Annotated in this window: 14 protein-coding genes and 1 tRNA gene; 9 read left to right on the forward strand and 6 right to left on the reverse strand. The window is 38.3% G+C overall.

Features of this window, described 5'->3' with window-relative positions:
* Positions 1–31: 31 nt before the first annotated feature.
* The 3 genes from KTH84_RS14950 to KTH84_RS14960 form a co-directional block, all read right to left on the reverse strand.
* On the reverse strand, positions 32–3130 hold the full coding sequence (locus tag KTH84_RS14950; RefSeq protein ID WP_262473914.1) for an efflux RND transporter permease subunit: 3099 nt from the start codon (positions 3128–3130) through the stop codon (positions 32–34).
* 15 nt (positions 3131–3145) lie between these two features.
* Complete coding sequence (locus KTH84_RS14955) at positions 3146–4255, reverse strand: efflux RND transporter periplasmic adaptor subunit (protein ID WP_262473925.1); 1110 nt, start codon at positions 4253–4255, stop codon at positions 3146–3148.
* 68 nt (positions 4256–4323) lie between these two features.
* Entirely contained in the window at positions 4324–4959 is a 636-nt protein-coding gene (locus KTH84_RS14960; RefSeq protein WP_262473915.1) for a hypothetical protein, read from the reverse strand.
* A gap of 288 nt (positions 4960–5247) precedes the next feature.
* Here KTH84_RS14960 and pilG point away from each other — a divergent pair, with 288 nt between their 5' ends.
* The 6 genes from pilG to KTH84_RS14990 all read left to right on the forward strand — a co-directional run bounded on the left by pilG (position 5248) and on the right by KTH84_RS14990 (position 13858).
* Positions 5248–5631: a twitching motility response regulator PilG gene (gene pilG, locus KTH84_RS14965; protein ID WP_042897425.1), complete on the forward strand. Its 384-nt coding sequence runs from the start codon at positions 5248–5250 to the stop codon at positions 5629–5631.
* A gap of 23 nt (positions 5632–5654) precedes the next feature.
* Positions 5655–6017: a PleD family two-component system response regulator gene (locus KTH84_RS14970; RefSeq protein WP_005036319.1), complete on the forward strand. Its 363-nt coding sequence runs from the start codon at positions 5655–5657 to the stop codon at positions 6015–6017.
* Positions 6018–6076: 59 nt separating this feature from the next.
* Positions 6077–6613, forward strand: a complete 537-nt coding sequence (locus KTH84_RS14975) for a chemotaxis protein CheW (protein ID WP_262473918.1) — start codon at positions 6077–6079, stop codon at positions 6611–6613.
* Positions 6614–6655: 42 nt separating this feature from the next.
* On the forward strand, positions 6656–8737 hold the full coding sequence (locus tag KTH84_RS14980; protein WP_042897421.1) for a methyl-accepting chemotaxis protein: 2082 nt from the start codon (positions 6656–6658) through the stop codon (positions 8735–8737).
* Between the two features lie 148 nt (positions 8738–8885).
* Entirely contained in the window at positions 8886–13391 is a 4506-nt protein-coding gene (locus tag KTH84_RS14985; RefSeq protein ID WP_262473919.1) for a hybrid sensor histidine kinase/response regulator, read from the forward strand.
* Positions 13391–13858, forward strand: coding sequence for a hypothetical protein (locus tag KTH84_RS14990; protein WP_262473920.1), 468 nt, complete (start codon positions 13391–13393; stop codon positions 13856–13858). Before KTH84_RS14985 ends, KTH84_RS14990 begins: the two co-directional genes overlap by 1 nt.
* 34 nt (positions 13859–13892) lie before the next feature.
* Here the strand turns inward: KTH84_RS14990 and dapE are convergent, their stop codons facing one another.
* From dapE to KTH84_RS15005, 3 genes are all read right to left on the reverse strand, one after another.
* The gene (dapE, locus tag KTH84_RS14995; RefSeq protein ID WP_133971919.1) at positions 13893–15029 is read right to left on the reverse strand and encodes a succinyl-diaminopimelate desuccinylase; all 1137 of its coding nucleotides are present in this window, start codon (positions 15027–15029) and stop codon (positions 13893–13895) included.
* A gap of 125 nt (positions 15030–15154) precedes the next feature.
* A complete protein-coding gene (locus KTH84_RS15000) occupies positions 15155–15298 on the reverse strand; it encodes an entericidin A/B family lipoprotein (RefSeq protein ID WP_003655297.1) in 144 nt (47 codons plus the stop codon).
* Between the two features lie 122 nt (positions 15299–15420).
* Positions 15421–16302: a DUF1853 family protein gene (locus KTH84_RS15005; protein WP_133971921.1), complete on the reverse strand. Its 882-nt coding sequence runs from the start codon at positions 16300–16302 to the stop codon at positions 15421–15423.
* 103 nt (positions 16303–16405) lie between these two features.
* Between KTH84_RS15005 and KTH84_RS15010 the strand changes: the two genes are divergently transcribed.
* The 3 genes from KTH84_RS15010 to KTH84_RS15020 all read left to right on the forward strand — a co-directional run bounded on the left by KTH84_RS15010 (position 16406) and on the right by KTH84_RS15020 (position 17707).
* Entirely contained in the window at positions 16406–16765 is a 360-nt protein-coding gene (locus KTH84_RS15010) for a YbaN family protein (RefSeq protein WP_262473921.1), read from the forward strand.
* A gap of 158 nt (positions 16766–16923) precedes the next feature.
* Positions 16924–17427: a cell wall-recycling L,D-carboxypeptidase ElsL gene (gene elsL, locus KTH84_RS15015; RefSeq protein ID WP_133971924.1), complete on the forward strand. Its 504-nt coding sequence runs from the start codon at positions 16924–16926 to the stop codon at positions 17425–17427.
* A gap of 207 nt (positions 17428–17634) precedes the next feature.
* A tRNA-Val gene (locus KTH84_RS15020) sits at positions 17635–17707 on the forward strand.
* Positions 17708–17709: the final 2 nt, after the last annotated feature.

The following is a 17709-nucleotide window of genomic DNA, read 5'->3' on the forward strand; positions in this document are numbered from 1 at the left end:
TAAAAACGCAGATTATACGATAATCGCTGCATTATGACATGAATCGTCGAGTTTGACGCAGCATAAAGTTTTTCAAGTCATCTAGATAAGTGAAAATGACGGGTACAACCACAAGAGTCAACAGGGTAGAGGTAATCACTCCTCCAATCACAGCGTGAGCCATTGGTGCGCTTTGCTCACCGCCTTCGCCAAGACCTAAAGCTAAGGGAACCATCCCCATCACCATGGCGCTTGTCGTCATTAAGATGGGACGTAAACGGGTTTTGCCCGCTTGTAAAATTGCATCATAACGGCTTATACCCTGATCCATTGCTTTCTTAATAAAATCGATAAGCAAAATCGCATTTTTGGTAACCAGCCCCATCAACATGATAATGCCAATAATTGAAAAAAGGTTCAGGGTACTTTTGAACAAGAAGAGGGCAAGAAAAACGCCAATGAGTGACAATGGTAAAGAGGTCATAATTGCCGCTGGATGAATAAAGCTATTAAACTGAGAGCCTAAAACAATATAGATAAATACAATTGATAGGGTAATTGCTGTTAATGCATATCCAGCAGATTCGGCCATATCAGCATTGGCACCTTGAGTATCAAACGTATAGCCAGCAGGTAGCTTAAATGCCTTTTGCATTTTATCGATGTCTTGACCAATATCACCACTAGGTCGCCCAGATGTATTTGCCTCAATGAGTACTTCACGCTCAAGATCGCGTCGGTTAATTTGTGAAGCACCGAGTTTTTCTTCGGTTGTTGCAACTGCGCTAAGTGGAACTAATATATTTTGCCCAGCTGCATTGGTTTTATTAGAGTTGAGATACAGGTTCTGCACATCTTGCGGAAGCATACGTTTATTTTCATTTAAACGAACATTAACGTCATAAGTTTCACCATCGCGATCTTCCCAAGTCGTTACGTTATCGCCAGCAATTAATGGGCGAATCGCGTTCGCAATCTGAGAAACAGACAAACCCAAATCACTTGCCAGTACACGATTAATATGAACCCCCAGAGTTGGTTTCGGTTCTTTCAGTGAACTTTCTAAATCTACGACACCTTTAATTTTTTCCATTTCAGCGATAAAACGATCTGAAATTTTTTGTAGTTCATTTAAGTCTGTCCCTTTAATAGAAATCATGATTGGCTTTTGCCCACCCGAGACAGAATCTTGTGCCGCTGCAACAGATGTAACTCGAATGCCCGCTACAGTTTGCAAACGATCACGGAATTCATTATTGAGCGTATTAAGATCCTTATTCCGCTGTTGTTTCGGCTTTAAGGTAACACCTAAACCTGCATGGTTTTTACCTGAGTCTACTTCACTGTTAACCACACCATAAGTAGAAACGACATCAGGGAATTGTCTAATAATCTGATCAACTTGATGTAGTTTTGCTTGGGTATATTCCAAAGAAGCATCTACAGGAGTTTCGAACTGAATGCGAATTTCACCTTTATCTGGAGTAGGTACAAATTCAGTTCCAATGAGTTTAGAAAGTCCTAATGCAGCAAATAATGAAGCAATTGCAATAATGACCGTGATAAAACGGAAACGTAAGGCCAACTTTAAGAGCTTTTCATAAACATGGGTAAGTCGATCTAACACATTAGAAATATGGTTAAAAAGGCGTTGTAGCCAACTATCTTTTTTCTTGACTGGATCTTTCCAATGGGCAGAAAGCATTGGATCGAGCGTAAAACTAATAAACATTGAAATTAAAACGGCTGTACTAACCGTTACGCCAAATTGATAAAAGAAACGCCCAATCAGTCCGCCCATGAAGGCAACAGGTAAAAATACGGCCACAATAGTCAGTGTGGTTGCGAGTACGGCTAAACCAATTTCTTTTGTGCCTTCTAGGGCAGCAGTGACATGATCTTTGCCCAGTTCAGTATGTCTTACAATATTTTCCCGAACAACAATTGCGTCATCAATTAAGAGACCAATACTGAGTGATAGGGCTAATAGCGTCATCATATTAATGCTAAAACCAAATGCCCAGATGAATGTTAGGGTTCCTAGCAGAGTAATTGGTAAGGTTAAGCCTGTAATGACTGTAGATCGAAAAGAGCCTAAAAATAATAGAACAATTAAAACTGCTAAGGCAGCACCTTCAATAATGGTGCGGGTCACATCTTTAATTGAAGCACGAATTCCTTTAGAGCTGTCGGCCACAACTTTGTAATTTAGACCAGCAGGCATTTGTGTTTTTAATTTCTCTAAAGTTTGGTAGGTTTTATCGACAACCTGAATTACATTGGCATCGGAACTTTTTAGAATATCAATAGAGACCGCTGTTCTTCCATTATAAAATGCACTTGATTGTAGTTCAGCTTGTGTATCTTCAACAGTTGCAACTTGTTTTAGAAAAATTGGTGAACCATTTTTATTGGCAATTACCAAGTCGCCAAATGCAAGCGGATGAATAACCTTTGATTGAATCTGTACAACCAGTTCAGAATTCTTCTGTTGTAAGGTTCCTGCGGGAACTTCAATATTTTCATTTTTTAGCGTATTGATGACCTGATCAATGCCAATGCCGTAACTTTGCAGCTGCTCAGGAAGAATTTTTATTCGTATTTGCCGTTTGGCATCCCCCAATAAATTCACATTACCGACACCAGATACAGTTTTAAGTTGAGGCACGATACGTTTATCGACATACGAACTTAATTGAGCCAAACTCATGCTGTTTGATTCAAATACAACTGACATGATCGGGCTAGAAGAGGGGTCGTAGCGTTGTACAATCGGTGTATCAATTTCATCACGGAATTGGGCTGTAACGGGTGCAATTTTGTCACGAACATCTTGTGCTGCAAGAGCTGATGACGTATCGAGGTTAAACTCTGCCACAATCATTGAAAAGCCTTCACTTGAACGTGAAGTGATTTGTTTAATCCCTGAAATTGTATTGATCTGATCTTCGAGTTTTTTTGTAATATCTGATTCTACAGCTTCAGGTGAAGCACCAGCATATTGCGTAGTGACTACAACGAATGGGAAATCGATGTTCGGAAACTCTTCAACGGTCATCCGTTTCCAAGAGGCCAGCCCCAGTACCATTAAGCTGATCATCATCATAATAGTAAAAACGGGGTATTTCACACTGATTCGAGTAAACCACATACGCTATTTGCTACCTTATTTATTTTTTTCGGTTGTAACCGTCACTTTTTTATTAATGTCGGAATCTTCAAATTGAATACGGCTCACCAGATCTGTGTTCTGTAAACCATCAACTAAAGCAATATTGTCGTTATAGCGCTGTTCAATCACTCTAATTTTCACTTTTTGAATAGTGTGATTACGTATCACCCATACAAAAGGATCATGTTGCATATTTTGAATGCTGTCTAAAGGAATTGTTTGGCCGTGCTGAGTGTCACTACGAAGAATATTTCCATTAATGAAAGCTCCTATGCTTAACGAATCAATTTTTTCTTTAGGAACTGCAAAAAATTCAATTTGTCGGCTGTCTTGATCTGCAACAGGTGAAATACGCGTAAGAGTCGCGTTTAATTGTTTAGAATTTCCCTGAATCTGATATTGAATGCTGCTACCCACTTTAAGAGCAGACTGTTGCTCAATTGGTAACTTGGCCTGTATTTCAAGTTGGTCTGGATTTACGATTTCAAACAGAGTCTGCCCAACTGATACAGTCTGACCAGGTTCTACTTGTCGTTTAGTAATTACGCCTGAAATTGGACTGGTGATAATACCGTCTTGATCGGCCTTACGGGCAATATCAACATTAGCTTGTTGGGCTTTTACGCTTTCAAGTTGCCCTTTATAGTCAACCTGACTCTGTTCAAACTCGACACGAGCAATAAACCCTTGATTAAAAAGTCGTTGCTTTCGGTTCATTAAATTGCGTGCAAGTTCAGCTTGTGATTGAGCTGAGGCAAGGTTGGCGCGCGCTTGGGCTAATCGTGCAACATTGTCCTGATTATTCAATCTCACTAAAACTTGGCCTTTTTGTACCTGCTGACCAACATTTGTAGTTACAGTGGTGGCAGTAGCACTTACTTGAGCCTGAATTGAACTTTGCTGAACCGCACGAATAGTACCCGTAAATGCAGTTTGAGAGTCAAGTGCTCCCTCTTTAACAGCTATCAGATCTTGAGGAATGAGTTCGATTTTTGCTGGAGCTGATGCCGTTGTTTTATTTGTTTCTTGCTGATTACATGCAGCTAAAATCAAACATAAACTAATAATACTCAGTTTAAAAATAGTGGAAGGGGTGAGATGCATCTTGTGCATACAGCATCGTCCTATAATTCAAATTTTATTTTGCCCCTATTCTTGATAAACCTTTACAGTTATTCAAGCTTTTTTAAACGTTCGATAATATTTTCATACTCGCTATTGGTACGGTTGTAGGTCTTGGTAAGTGTTTCAATTGTTTGTTTGACTCTGTAAATATTATTTAGATTGTTTTCAATCAACGTCTTATGGTGCTCAGGAATAACTTCTCTCTTTCTGAAATATTCCATTTCTTGACGTTTAAATAAAATTTTGTCTTGTTGTAACTGGTCGAGTTGTTCCTGTTGATAGTTAATTTGCTTCTTTATGGCAAGTAATGTTTGATCTCTTTTAATCGTGGCTGTTTTACTATTGCTATAGGCTTTTTTTAATTTGATATCTAGTTCTCTATGTCGCGCTGACAGTGCTCGTTGACTTGATTGATTTAAATCAGCCTCGGCATTATAAGAGTGGTTTCTTTTAATCACTTGCATATTTCGATCTAGAACTTCATAACCATAACGAATATGAGCAGGGGTGACTGATGTACTAATATTGGCTGTACCTTGTTGATCATAATAACGATACCAGACCACTTTAGAAGTATCGGCTAGAGCAAAGGTTGTTGAGAAACAGAGCAAACCGAAGGAAATAATACCTACAGATACAGACAAGCAGTTCCTATAAAAGGCATATTTCATCCGATTATTCATTGAAAATCCCCCAAAAAAAAGAAAGCTAAATCGCTTATTTTTAAATAATTAATCTTTATTATATTAGTTATTATTTAGCTGAATAAAAATATAGTCATTATAAAAAAAATGATAATTTTAATTAAAGTGTGATGAGGTTAAAAGTTATTGTTTATAAATGAGAAAGTAGACAGAAATGCCTCATTGAAAATAGACCGTGAGATATGTTAAAAATACTTATAAATCTGTAAAAACAACTTTAAGTTAAATTGCATTTATATTTTATATTTATTGGGGATGGAAGATTAAATGGAAGATGCATTCCAAAATCTGAAAGTAATGGTAATTGATGACTCAAAAACCATTCGCCGTACAGCAGAAACTCTATTACAGCGCGAAGGCTGTGAAGTGATTACGGCAGTGGATGGGTTTGAAGCTTTGTCCAAAATTGCAGAAGCAAATCCTGATATTATTTTTGTCGATATCATGATGCCTCGTTTAGATGGTTATCAAACTTGCGCTTTGATTAAAAACTCTCAAAATTATCAGAACATTCCCGTTATCATGCTCTCTAGTAAAGATGGTTTATTTGATCAGGCAAAAGGGCGTGTGGTAGGTTCAGATGAGTATTTGACGAAACCTTTTAGCAAAGATGAATTGTTAAACGCGATTCGTAATCATGTAAGTTCATAATTAAGTAATTTAAGGGCAAAGAAATGACACGTATTCTCATTGTTGATGATTCACCAACAGAAACTTTTCGTTTTAAAGAAATTCTAACCAAGCATGGTTATGACGTACTTGAAGCATCTAATGGCGCAGATGGTGTAACTTTGGCAAAAGCAGAACAGCCTGACTTAGTGTTAATGGATGTTGTAATGCCAGGTGTAAATGGCTTTCAGGCAACCCGCCAGATCACTCGTGATGAAGATACTAAGCATATTCCTGTGGTAATCGTGAGTACTAAAGATCAGGCAACTGACCGAGTATGGGGCAAGCGTCAAGGTGCAATCGACTATCTGATTAAACCTATCGAAGAAAAGCAATTGATTGATGTAATTAAACAATTTCTAAAGTAACTCATCCATCCATAAAAACATAAATAACGGGGTTATATGCCCGTTTTATAGGATCGAGTATGGCAGCGAATGGATTTATCGAGTTACTTCGTTTGTCTAAACGGGGTAATAAGAATTACGCTTCAGTTCAAAATGAAGCACAGCGATGGTCAGGGATTGCTTTTGAAATGAGAGGGCAATACTTCGTCGCACCACTTGGGGAAGTGTCAGAAGTTATCTATCCACCGAAATATACGCCAGTTCCAAATGCTCAAAGTTGGGTGAAAGGTTTGGCAAACATTCGGGGAAGGTTACTTTCGGTTTCTGATTTGGCTCATTTTATTTCAGGGCAACGAAGCACATTTTCGTCTGCCCAAAAAGTGTTATGTATTAGCCATCACGACCAGTATGTGGGGTTGGTTGTGGATCAGGTCTTGGGGATTCAGCACTTTAATAAAAAAAGTTTTTTTTCTCAAAGCTTAGACCTAGAGGAAAATCTAAAAGATTATTGCCAAGGTTATTTCCATCAACATAACCAGCATTGGCATGTCTTTTTATTTAGTCGGTTTTTGCAAAACCCACATTACATGAATGCATCGACAAAATTTATAAACTAATTTTTACGCTGTGAAAAACAGAGTATTTTCTGGGGAAAAGCTATGGGCTTTAAGCTTAAAAAGAAAGGCGGCAATCGTGTTGCGTCCGAAAAGTCGGGTCTCAATTTTATTGCAAAAATCCAGTCGGAAATTGAGCAATACGCCAGTTTATTTGGGGAAAGCGAAAAGTCCAAGCCTGTCCTTTATGTAGCGTTGTTATGTTTAGTATTTGCTTTAACTTCGCTCGTTTATTTATTTTATAGTGTACCTCGACATAACCAGTTAACACGTAGTTTGGGTGAGTTACGTTTATTGTCACAAACGATTTCTAGACAGGCTACAGAAGCAACGGCTTCTGGATCACCTAAAGCTATGAAAGAGTTAGCTGAATCGAATCAGCTTTTTGCAAAAAATATGAAAGATGTTGAAAATATTCATGGGACATCTTCAAAAGAATACAAAAAGGTTGCGGTTCTGTGGAAAGCTTTGTCTTATGACATTAACTTGATCTCGTCACATCAGGACGTAATTAATCAGCTATATAACATGAATATCTCGATTAGTGATTCTATTCCTGAGATTCAGGCTGAATATAACTTGATGGTTGATAAGATGGTTCGCGAAAAAGCACCAAGTAATCAGGTGATTATTGCAAAGAACCAGGTATTTATTGCAGAACGTATTTTACGTTCTATTAACACCGTTTTGGTGGGTACCGAAAACTCTCAAACCTCAGCACATGACTTTGGTGTCGATATTGAGACATTTGGTGTGTATTTAAATGCACAGCTAAACGGAAATGCTGAATTGGGTGTTGCTAGAGTTGAGTCTCCAGAAGTACGTGAGTCTTTGGAAGGGATTAAATCTGAATATGATAACGTTTTAAAATCTGCAGCGGCATCAGTTCTTAAACATACAGATCAGATTGTAAACGTACGTCAGTCATCAGGTGAGATCCTCTCGGAATCTGATGAAATGTTATCTGTATTAGGCGATCTTTCTGAGCAAACACAGTATGGTTGGAAAGCCTTTGCTTTAGTTGCAGTTCTTACATTATCCCTTCTTGGCTTAATTAGCTCAGTCTTAAAGCTTTTATCACTTCGTAGTAAAGCAGATAAACAACGCGTAGCTACCTTGCAAGAAGAATATGACCGTAACCAAAACGCGATTTTACGTTTACTGGATGAAATCGCCGACTTGGCAGATGGTGACTTGCGTTCATATGCAACGGTATCTGAAGACTTTACTGGAGCAATTGCCGACTCGATTAACTTCGCGATTGACCAATTACGTGATCTTGTATCCCGAATTCATGAAACTTCTCAGGAAGTTGCCCGCTATACGCAAGATACGCAAAGTATTACTAACCAATTGGCAGAAGCATCAGAGCATCAGGCACAAGAAATTGCTGGCGCATCAACCGCAATGAATGAAATGGCGCAATCAATTGACCAAGTATCTTCAAATGCATCCGAATCTACCGAAGTAGCAGAACGTTCGGTACAAATTGCTTCTAATGGAGCACAAGTGGTAAACCGTTCAATTGAAGGTATGGACACGATTCGTGAACAGATTCAGGAAACCTCTAAACGTATTAAGCGTTTGGGCGAGTCTTCACAAGAAATTGGTAACATCGTATCGCTAATTAATGACATTGCGGACCAAACAAACATTCTTGCATTAAATGCAGCAATCCAAGCATCTATGGCAGGTGAAGCAGGGCGTGGTTTTGCCGTGGTTGCAGATGAAGTACAGCGTCTTGCGGAACGTTCAGCATCGGCAACTAAACAGATCGAAACTCTGGTTAAAACAATTCAGACCGATACGAATGAAGCTGTTATTTCAATGGAACAAACAACAACTGAGGTTGTGCGCGGAGCGAACTTGGCAAAAGATGCGGGTATTGCCTTGGACGAGATTCAAAAAGTATCTGGTGACTTGGCAAACCTAATGGCCAGCATTTCAGATGCAGCAAAACTTCAGTCTGCATCTGCGAGTCATATTGCGACAACCATGACCGTCGTACAAGAAATTACTTCGCAAACGACCACTGCAACATTCGATACAGCGCGTTCTGTTTCTGAATTAGCAAATATGGCAGAGTCATTACGTGAATCGGTAACGGACTTTAAATTACCTGATTAAATTGGGGATGAGAATAGCTGTTTCTATAATCGCTATTCTTCTAAAAAGTATTAACAACATCAGATAAATATTGGGGACACAGTTATTTATCTGATGTTGACTCTGTCGTTTTTCTCCATTTAGGGGATAAGCAAAAGAAGCCTTTGCTATGAAAGAAATATTAAAAACTTTAACTGAAGCAATGATGCTACCGGAAGATAGCTATTCTCAACAAGATGCCGAATTTCTTGAAATCTTCGTTGAAGAAATTGAAGAAATTTTTGTTGAATTACAATCTTCGATTCATGAATGGATGCAATCTAGAAATGTTGCTACGCTGACTGAAATCCGTCGCCATTTTCATACATTGAAAGGTTCCGGACGAATGATTGGAGCTAAATCCTCCGCAGAGCTTGCTTGGACTGTAGAAGATACGCTTAATCGGGTAATCAATGAGAGTCTCAGATTAACTCCTAACATCCAACAATATGTTCAGTTGGTATTTAAATTCTATTTCTTTAAATTAGTAGATGATTTTAAATCTAGAAAGGAACATGCAGTAGATTTTAGACCTCTTATTTTATTGGGACAACAATTACAACAACAGCAAAGTTTAGAGCCTGCTTTAGAAGAACTTTTATTATTGTGGGATACTCTTACTGCGGAAACGAAGACTGGCTTAGAGGTAAATGATTTAGAACCGGAGTTAGATAATTTAACTCTAGAAACCGCCATAGAAAGTGAACATAACCTTGCTGAAACCTTAGTTTTATTTATGGAAGAAGCGGAAGAGCACTTAGCGACTATCGATCAGTTTTTAGAACAAGAAATACATCAGCACGAGAGTTACAATGCGCTCATCCGTGCATTACATACGTTGCGCGGTAGCTCGGCAATGGCTCAGGTAGAAGCAATTTTTGATGCCAGTACCAAGGTTGAGCATTTATTTAAAATTCTATTACAAGAAGAGCTATCTTCTCATTCAGAAGAGATCGTTCTACTCCGTGATTACCGTCATTTTATTCGAAATTGTTTAGATTTATTAGCTGCGCATTACTCTAATGAGCAATTGGACTCTAACCTGAAACAGTTCAATCAGGTTTGGGATGTTTATATGGAGCAGCATGGGGAGCATTCGAGTCCACTCACGCCTCCACATGGTCTAGTATCTCAGCTGTTACAGCTTGATGTTTCAGAGTTACTTGATGCAGAGTTAGATTTTGAGAAAGGAATCCGTTCTGAATTTCCTCACTATCTTGAGCGTTTAAGTGAACAAGCTGATTTGTTATTGCAACATACTCAGTCTCAGGCAATGGTTGGTTTATATGAATACACGAACCAGCTGAAAGATAGCTATGACGTATTGCTTGATCGACCTGATTTATTACAATCAGATTATGTTTTCGAAATTTATCAAAAAGCACATCAACAATTAATTCAGTTATTTGATGCATTAGCTGCGGGTCAAAGAGTTAGCATTATTGAGCAAAACCAAAATATTTTGGAAGAGCTAAAACTATATACCCAGCATATTCCAAGCCTTAATTCTGAACCATTAGACATTCATCAAGAAGTTGTTGAGTCGTTATTTGGTACTGATGTAGAACAAACAGCAAATGAATCTCCGGCATCTATCGAAAGTGTCTTAACTGATCATGTAGCAATGAGCCAGAGTGTGCATTTAGATCGCCAGTTCATGTCTACTGAGCACGTAAACCGTTATTTTGATCCAGAACTGTTAGATATTTTTCTTGAAGAAGCCGATGAGTTGCTTGAAGGAATAGATACAGATCTTAATATTTGGGTTAATGACCAAGAGAACTTTGCTGCGCTTAATAATCTGATGCGCTATTTGCATACCTTAAAAGGTGGGGCAAATATGATTCAGGCAAATTATATTGGTTTAATTGCACATGAATTAGAAAGTATTTATGAGCGCATAATTCAAAGACAGTTAGCTACTTCATCTGCTCTCATTGATTTTATTCGTCTAGTTCAAGATGATTTAGCCGATCGTCTACAAATAGTACGTGAACAGCACTTAGATTATGCTGCTTCTCATACTATTCAAGCACTTAAGAGTGCGGGTACGGTATATAATTTACTTGGGTTTGCTGTTAAAGAGAGGCAAACAGAGTCTGAAACTGATGTTATATCGGAATTAAATTTTGAATTATTACAACAAGAAGTTATACACAGTACAGCGTTAAATCTTGATGAGTTAACTTCTAATTTTGAGCAAATTGTTGAGTCTAATATTAGACTTGTTGAACACACAGAATTACAAGTTTTTGATGCAGAAGGCTATACAGACAATATCCAAGATCAGGATATTGACTCTGTTGTCGAGCAGACATTTATGGAGGAAGCGGCCGAACTGTTAGAGATGGCCGATCACCTATTAAAGCAGTGGTTTGAGCAGCGTACCAATCGTAGTATCTTGCTTCAGCTACAAAGAGCAGTGCACAGCTTGAAGGGTGGTTCCCGTATGGTGGGACTTGAAACCGTACAAGCGATTGCTTATCAACTTGAAAACGCTTTTGAAAAATTTGCGCTTTATCATTTTAGCTCAAATATTTATGACAACTTGCTAGAGAGTGCGATTGTTTGGTTAAAAGAGGCAATTTTCAAGCAAAATTATCAACATTTTGACGGTTTACAACAAAGTTTAGAAAATATTCAGTTTATTGAAACTGCAATACAAATTCCAAGTAAGTTGACCAGAACTGATTTATTTAGTACTGAACCTGTAATGAGCTTTGTGCAAGGTGATGGTGCAGAACCGCCGCCAATGATGGGGGCATGGGAACAAGCACAGCATCTTGAACAAAATAATGAGATGATCCGGGTTTCGGCAGATTTAATTGAGAAAATGATTGATTTGTCTGGTGAAAATTCGATTAACCGTTCACGAATTGAAATGGATCTCAGTCAATTTGGTCATACGCTCGTGGAAATGGAATTAGCCATTCAACGACTAGCAGACCAGTTACGTCGAATGGAAGGCGAATTAGAAAGTCAGATTATTGCAAAACACGGTATTGAGCACTCTCGTTATACAGAATTTGATCCTCTAGAGATGGACCAATATTCTTCATTGAATCAATTATCGAAATCACTTGCCGAATCTGCATCGGATTTAGTGGATTTCAAAAATACATTATCCGAAAAAATCAGAGACACCGAAAGTTTACTGGTACAACAATCACGTATTCAGGCCGAAATTCAAGAAGGGCTAATGCGAACGCGATTAGTACCATTCTCTCGATTGCTACCTCGTTTACAAAGAATTGTGAGGCAGACTTCTACTGCGTTGGATCGACCAGCAGAGCTTTTTGTTAATAATACCGAAGGTGAATTAGACCGGACGATGCTAGAACGTTTGGTTACACCACTTGAGCACATGCTTCGAAATGCAATCGACCATGGTTTAGAAGATCGTGTGCAACGTGAACAAGCGCAAAAACCAGAGACTGGCCGTATTGAGCTGAATATTCATCGTCAAGGTACGGATATTGTTGTTACATTTAAGGATGATGGCCGAGGTATTGATATCGAGAAGGTCCGTCAAAAGGCCCTATTGTCTGGTTTGATTAAGTCTGAACAAGTATTAGAACATCAAGATATTTTACAGTTGATTTTCCATCCAGGGTTAAGTACAGCCGATCAAGTCACTCAGATTTCAGGTCGTGGTGTAGGGCTAGATGTTGTACAAAGTGATATTAAAGCTTTGGGCGGACATGTGAGTGTGGACTCTGTGTATGGGCAAGGAACAATCTTTACAATACGCGTTCCAACTACAGTAGCTGTTAGTGATGCCTTAATGGTTAAAGTGGCTGATCAACAATTTGCAATTCCGTTGGCTCAAATTGATCGAATTGTTCGAGTTTCACCAACATCATTAGAACAGTATTTTGGAAGCGCACAAGAATTCTTTGAATTTGAAAATAAACGCTATCCATTACGTTATTTATCTGAGTTTGTTGGTAATCAACCAATTCCACGTTTAAGTGGGATGATGTATTCACTACCAGTATTAATGATTAAGACAAATAATGGACAAACAATTGCATTATTAGTTGATCAGCTTATTGGTTCACGTGCGCAGATTGTGGTCAAGCCAATCGGGCAGCAGTTCTCTAGTATTGGCGCGATTGCAGGCGCAACTATTTTAGGTGATGGTCAAGTTTGTCTAATTTTAGATGGACAAAATATTGCTCGCCAAATTCAGTCTACCCGCCGACATAAGCCGCTTAATGACGCTATCTATAGACAACGTGAGAATGATGAACGCCGTCTTATTATGATTGTAGATGACTCTGTCACAGTCCGTAAGGTAACAACTCGTTTACTCGAACGTCAGGGCTATGACGTGGTCACTGCTAAAGATGGTATTGATGCAATTGAGCAGTTGGAAAATATTAAACCAGATCTGATGCTGCTTGATATCGAAATGCCGCGAATGGATGGCTTTGAGGTGCTTAACCTTGTACGACATCATGATCTGCATCAAGATATGCCAGTCATTATGATTACATCAAGAACTGGCGAAAAACACCGTGAACGAGCATTTACTTTAGGGGTTAACCAATACATGGGTAAACCTTTCCAAGAAGAAGACTTACTTCACAATATTGATGCTTTTTTCATGACACGTGAAGAGGAACTTGCCTAGTGGATAGTCATATCAGTACATCATTAATTAGCGAAATGGATCAGCAAGAACTTCAACATTTAATTACTGTTTCAACTGGTTTTATTGATGCATATATTATTGAATGCGATCAGCAAGTGCCGATGCTATTGCCACAAAACATAGTGTTATCAGCTATGGACGTTAAAAATGGTATCAAGCATATTGAATGGCATGATGTAAAACTTCCAGTCTATACAGTGCATAATGAAATTGATTCGCGAGCGGTGGCATTAGTTATTGAAAGTGAAGATATCAGCCAACGTTTTGCACTCATATGTAAATCGATGCCAGTTTCAGTTCGTCTGCGTATTTCTGAAGTCGTAGATGAAAACGAAGATATACAGGACTCTTTACAGCATCCAACTGTATTTAAATATGTGCGTATGGAGAATCAACGCTACCACGTTCCTAATTTGCAATATATCCAAAATTCGCTTCATCTATAAAAAAAGGAACTCATTGTGAGTTCCTTTTTAATTTTTATTTAGCTAATAAATTTTCTAAAATTTGCTCATAAATATCAGTCAGTGGATCGAGGTCATGTACGTCAACATGTTCATTAATTTGATGAATTGTTGCGTTAAGAACGCCTAATTCTAAAACCTGTGCGCCTGTTGGAGCGATAAAACGTCCGTCAGAAGTACCACCACTTGTTGAAAGCTCGGTTTCAGTGCCAGTTACATTTAAAATAGCAGTTTGAGCCGCATTAACCAGTTCACCAACTGGAGTCAGGAAAGGTAAACCAGAGAGATTCCAAACGATTTCATACTGTAAACCGTGTTTATCTAAAATCTCATGAACACGTTGTTTAAGCTGTTCAGCAGTCACTTCTGTTGAATAGCGGAAGTTAAAAGTAACTTCTAAAGTACCTGGAATGACGTTGGTTGCACCCGTTCCGGAATGAATATTTGAAATCTGAAATGATGTTGCCGGGAAATATTCATTTCCATTATCCCAAACACTTTGGCATAGCTCTGTTAAAGCAGGTGATGCTTCATGAATTGGGTTTAGTGCTAAATGTGGATAGGCCACATGGCCTTGTTTACCTTGGACTTTTAATACTGCATTAAGTGAACCACGGCGCCCATTTTTAACAATATCACCTAATTTATGAGTACTTGAGGGTTCACCTACCAGACACCATTTAATTTTTTCGTTACGTTCTTCAAGAGTCTCAATAACCTTGACCGTACCGTTAACCGCAGGACCTTCTTCATCAGAAGTAATCAGAAATGCAATAGATCCTTTATGGTCTGGATGTTTTGCTACAAAACGCTCAGATGCGACAACCATAGCTGCCAAAGCTGTCTTCATATCTGCCGAACCACGACCATATAATTTTCCATCACGGATTTCAGGTGCAAATGGGTCCGAATTCCACGCTTCTAATTTACCTGTTGGGACGACATCAGTATGACCTGCAAAACAAAATACAGGTTCTTCAGTTCCACGACGTGCCCATAGATTATCTACCTCACCAAAACGCATTGGTTCAATATGAAAACCAACTTGGCTTAAACGGTCTGCCATGATGGTCTGGCAAGTGTGATCAATTGGAGTAACAGAAGGTTGCTGTAAAAGTTCTAGGCTAAGCGAGAGAGTATCTGAATGGTTCATACCGGAAATTGTGTACTGATCAGGTGAAATATAGTCCGATATAATAGGCGAATCTCTACGTGATGGGTACGTAAAAATAAAAAAACCTTATCAGAGCGATAAGGTTTTTCAGTGATAACTCTAACTTACATTTTATCTTGTGTTTTTTCAGCAGTATTCGTTACAGCATCACCTGCTTTAGAAACATCTTTACCAAAACCCTTAAACGTATTACAGCCTGTTAAAACAACAGCAATCATGACAGAAGCAGCTAAAACTTTTTTCATCATTTTCTCCGTTTAAATTTAATAATGAAGTAAATTTAGATTAAAAAACAAACGGAAAAAGAAACATGACTGTTTAATAGTAAAAACGTTATAAAATGTTTCTAGAATCTTAAAGTTCTTGTTAATTATTTAAATTTCTGCGTGTTGGACTTAAATTTTAAGTATGAAGGGTGTCTAAACATATAAAACAGAGCCTCCTGACCATTTTTACAATATAAACCGTCTGTCCACCAATGTGCCGGACCTGAACTAGGTTGTTTATTTGGACACAGCCATTCATGTCTTTCTAATCGATAAAAAGAAGAATGAGGAATTGTTGTGCCCCAATATCCCAAACGACGCTTTAAATTTATCCAGTCAGGTAGGGGCTGCTGCAAATTTAAATCCAAAGGAAGATAAAGTTGTCCCTTTAAAACAGCAAAACGTTGTTGAATTTCGAAGTTTAAGGCTTCAGGAAACTGAAATTGTTTGTTGGTAAAGTGATAAAGCTTTTTGCTTAAAGTATCCTGACGGTTTAGGCCAATCCATTGTTCTAAATGTAAATCTGCTTCACCCAGATAATATTTTAAGGCGACCTCCCAATGTTCAATTTTTTGAGTTTCTTTATTTAAAATTAAAAAATCCAGTTCGCCTAAGGTTTTTGCCCCCTCAATTTTTTGAATACTATGTCCCAATAATTCATAGGGATGATACTGATCCTCTTGCAACCAAAACCAAAGTAGATGTTCAAAACGTAAACCTAGGCGTGTACTTTTAAGCTGAGATAAAAACTGAATTAAAGGCTCAGGTGACTGATCGAGTTCTATTAAACGCGGTAAATAGTTTTGAAAATGAACTTCCCAAAACTCACTTGGATGTAGCTTAAAGCGATGTTGTATACATAAACTTTTTGGTAGTTGGTAAAGTAAATTTGGACTAGCAATACAAAATGCAAGCTGTCGAACGATAGGATGTTGAAATTGAAGCCATGGTTCGAAATAGGACGTTTTAACTGAGGCAATATTCATACATTTAATACTCGAAGTAATTCATCCTAATTTCATAACGGATCAACAAAAAATATTAGAAAAACACTTTATACTAACGCTAACAGCAGGTTAAGGTTTATATATGCGAACATTGTTCTGGCGCACTTTAGTCGTGATTTTTATCACGCTAGGCATTATTGGAGCAATTTTACCAGGTATGCCGACCACAGTGTTTTTGATTCTGGCTACTTGGGCTGCTTCAAAAGGCTGGCCACAAATGGATAATTGGTTGTTAAATCACCCTAAATATGGACCAACATTACGTAATTGGCGAGCCAATGGCACAGTACCTCGTAAAGCGAAGTGGATTGCAAGCATAATGATGGCAATTAGCGGAATTATAATGCTATTTACTTCAGCGCCACTTTTTGTCAAGGCTTTTACTGATATTACTATGTTCATCGTTGCAGTTTGGTTATGGCTACGCCCTGAGCCAAAATAAAAGATTAATAATCTTTTATTTTGGTGCAAGACAAGCAGTGAAACTGCGCGTAGATAGAAGAAGATTGATAATCTTTTATTTTCACTGCAAGAGAAGTCCTTACAATAATTTTTTACTTAAACTCAATGTATTTGAGTTGATATAAGAGAATGAGTTCAATGTCTCAATTTAAACTCGAAGATGCAGATGTTCTCATCGATTTAGCAAATCAAACATTAACTTTGCCTAAACATAATAAGTTTTATGTTATCTCTACAGGAAAGAATGGAATCGGTGAGCAGGAAAACACGGGTAGAACACCACGTGGGTGGCATAGAGTGGCAAAGAAAATTGGTGCAGAGTCTCCCCGAAATGCAGTTTTTATCGCGCGTAAGCCAACAGGGGAGGTTTATAGCACTGAGTTAGCTGCGCAATATCCTGAGCGAGACTGGATACTTTCTCGTATTCTCTGGTTAGATGGTCTAGAGACTGGGTTTAATAAAGGGGAAGGCTACGACACTATGCAACGTTATATCTACATTCATGGAACTCCAGACACGCAGCCAATGGGGGTGCCAATGTCACATGGGTGTATTCGAATGCGTAATGAAGAAATCATTGAGCTATTTGATTTAGTGGCTGAAGATGCATTAGTTTATTTGTCTGAACAATCTTTAACCTGAATGTGAGTTTTAGATATTCTTGATGAGGTGTGCAAACGCAGAAAATATTGAAATAAGTGTTTAAATAAAATACAAAAAATTGTTTTTTACTTAATAATGACTTATTTTTAATCATTCATTCGCATTTTTTTAAAAAGAAGTCGAAAAGCGTTTGACACCTGTTAAAGATTCTCTATAATGCACCTCACAAACGATGAAGACGTTAAAGGGCGCTTAGCTCAGTTGGTAGAGCGTCTGCCTTACAAGCAGAATGTCGGCGGTTCGATCCCGTCAGCGCCCACC

Source organism: Acinetobacter sp. WU_MDCI_Abxb74 (assembly GCF_025513915.1).
Classification (GTDB): domain Bacteria; phylum Pseudomonadota; class Gammaproteobacteria; order Pseudomonadales; family Moraxellaceae; genus Acinetobacter; species Acinetobacter calcoaceticus_C.